This is a genomic window from Streptomyces sp. NPDC007856 (genome assembly GCF_042868225.1).
In the GTDB taxonomy this organism is placed as follows: domain Bacteria; phylum Actinomycetota; class Actinomycetes; order Streptomycetales; family Streptomycetaceae; genus Streptomyces.
This window is the reverse complement of sequence record NZ_JBIAEC010000093.1, coordinates 1-2,354: the sequence shown is the minus strand read 5'-3', so window position 1 is coordinate 2,354 and position 2,354 is coordinate 1. Positions and strand designations below refer to the sequence as shown.

At 73.1% G+C, this 2,354-nt stretch carries 1 protein-coding gene; it reads left to right on the top strand.

Features of this window, described 5'->3' with window-relative positions; translation table 11 throughout:
* On the top strand, positions 1 to 2,354 hold a 2,354-nt coding region (locus ACFYOH_RS44655), incomplete at both ends, for a beta-ketoacyl synthase N-terminal-like domain-containing protein (protein ID WP_388638077.1).

Genomic DNA, 2,354 nt, shown 5'->3' with positions numbered 1-2,354 from the left:
CCGGCGGTGTCGCTGGCGTGGGGTCTGTGGGACACCGCCGACGGCATGGGCGGCGCACTCGCCCGCACCGACCGCGAACGCATCCAGCGGGGCGGCATCACCGCACTCACCGTCGACACGGGCCTCGCCCTCTTCGACCGCGCGGTCGGCCGGTCCGCCCAACAGGCCGCCGACGCTCTGCTGGTGCCCGTCCCCCTGGACCCGGCGGCGCTGCGGGCGCAGGCGAGCACCGGGATGCTGCCGACGCTGCTGCGCGGCCTGGTGCGGGTACCGGTCCGACGTGCGGCCGCGGCCGCGGACACGGCCGCCGCGGGCGAACTGGCGCAGCAGCTCACCGGACGCCCCGCCGAGGAGCAGCAGGCGGCCCTGCTGGAACTGGTGCGCGGCCAGGTGGCGGTGGTCCTCGGACATCCCTCACCGGACACGATCGAGGCCGGCCGGGCCTTCAAGGAACTCGGCTTCGACTCACTGACCTCCGTCGAGCTGCGCAACCGGCTCGGCACGGCCATCGGGCAGCGGCTGCCCGCCACCCTCGTCTTCGACCACCCGACTCCGCTCGCCCTGACCGAGTACCTGCGCTCCGAGCTCCTGGGCGGCGCAAACGACGCCGAACAGGCCGAGAGCGGAATCACCGGCCCGATCACCGACGACGACCCGATAGCCATCGTCGGCATGAGCTGCCGCTACCCCGGCGGCGTGCAGACCCCGGAGGACCTGTGGAACCTGGTCCTGGGCGGCGGCGACGCCATCAGCGAGTTCCCCCAGGGACGTGGCTGGGACCTGGCGGCGCTGTACGACCCGGACCCGGACGGCAAGGGCACCAGCTACACCCGCGAGGGCGGATTCCTGCACGACGCGGGCGAGTTCGACCCGGCGTTCTTCGGCATCAGCCCGCGCGAGGCGGTGGCGATGGACCCGCAGCAGCGGCTGCTGCTGGAAACCACCTGGGAGGCGTTCGAACGCGCCGGGATCGATCCGGCCACGATGCGTGGCAGCCGCACGGGTGTCTTCGCGGGCATCATGTACCACGACTACGCCACCCGGATCACCTCCGTGCCCGACGGCGTCGAGGGCTACCTCGGCACCGGCAACTCCGGCAGCATCGCCTCCGGCCGCGTCGCCTACGCCTTCGGCCTCGAAGGCCCGGCGGTCACCGTCGACACGGCCTGCTCGTCGTCGCTCGTCGCCCTGCACTGGGCGATCCAGGCGCTGCGCAGCGGCGAGTGCTCCATGGCGCTCGCGGGCGGTGTGACGGTCATGTCCACTCCCGGCACCTTCACCGAGTTCAGCCGCCAGCGCGGGCTCGCGGCCGACGGCCGCATCAAGTCGTTCGCGGCGGCCGCCGACGGGACCAGCTGGTCGGAGGGCGCAGGCATGCTGCTCGTGGAACGGCTCTCCGACGCCCGCAGGAACGGCCATCCGGTCCTCGCCGTCGTACGCGGCAGCGCCATCAATCAGGACGGCGCGAGCAACGGCCTCACCGCGCCGAACGGCCCGTCCCAGCAGCGCGTCATCCGTCAGGCACTGGCGGGCGCGGGCCTGGCCGGCGACCAGATCGACGTGGTGGAGGCGCACGGTACGGGTACGACGCTGGGTGACCCGATCGAGGCGCAGGCGCTGCTGGCCACCTACGGCAAGGCCCGGGCCGAGGACACGCCGCTGTGGCTGGGCTCGATAAAGTCGAACATCGGTCACACGCAGGCGGCTGCCGGTGTCGCCGGGATCATCAAGATGGTGATGGCGATGCGGCACGGTGTGCTGCCGCGGACCCTGCACGTGGACGAGCCGTCCCCGCACGTGGACTGGTCTGCGGGTGCGGTGGAGCTGCTGACCGAGGCGCGGGAGTGGCCGGAGACCGGCCGACCCCGCCGGGCGGCGGTGTCTTCCTTCGGCATCAGCGGCACCAACGCCCACACCATCCTCGAACAGGCGCCCTCCGACGAGCCGGCACCTGCCGTCCGGACGGAGCCGGCACCGCGGGCCACACCCCTGGTACTCACCGCCAAGACCGCCGACGCGCTGCACGCCCAGGCCCAGCGGCTGAGGGACCGCATGGCGGCCGACCCGGACCTCTCGCCCGTAGACGTCGGCTACTCGCTGGCCACCGGACGGGCGGCCTTCGACCACCGCGCGGCGGTCGTCGGCACCGACCGGGACACCCTCCTCGCCGGCCTGACGGCTCTCGCCGAGGACGGGACGGCCACGGGCCTGGTGCGCGCCACGGCCACCACGGGCAAGCTGGCGTTCCTGTTCACCGGGCAGGGCAGCCAGCGGCTGGGGATGGGCCGGGAGCTGTACGACGCTTATCCCGTGTTCGCCCAGGTGCTGGACGAGATCCTCACCCACTTCGAACT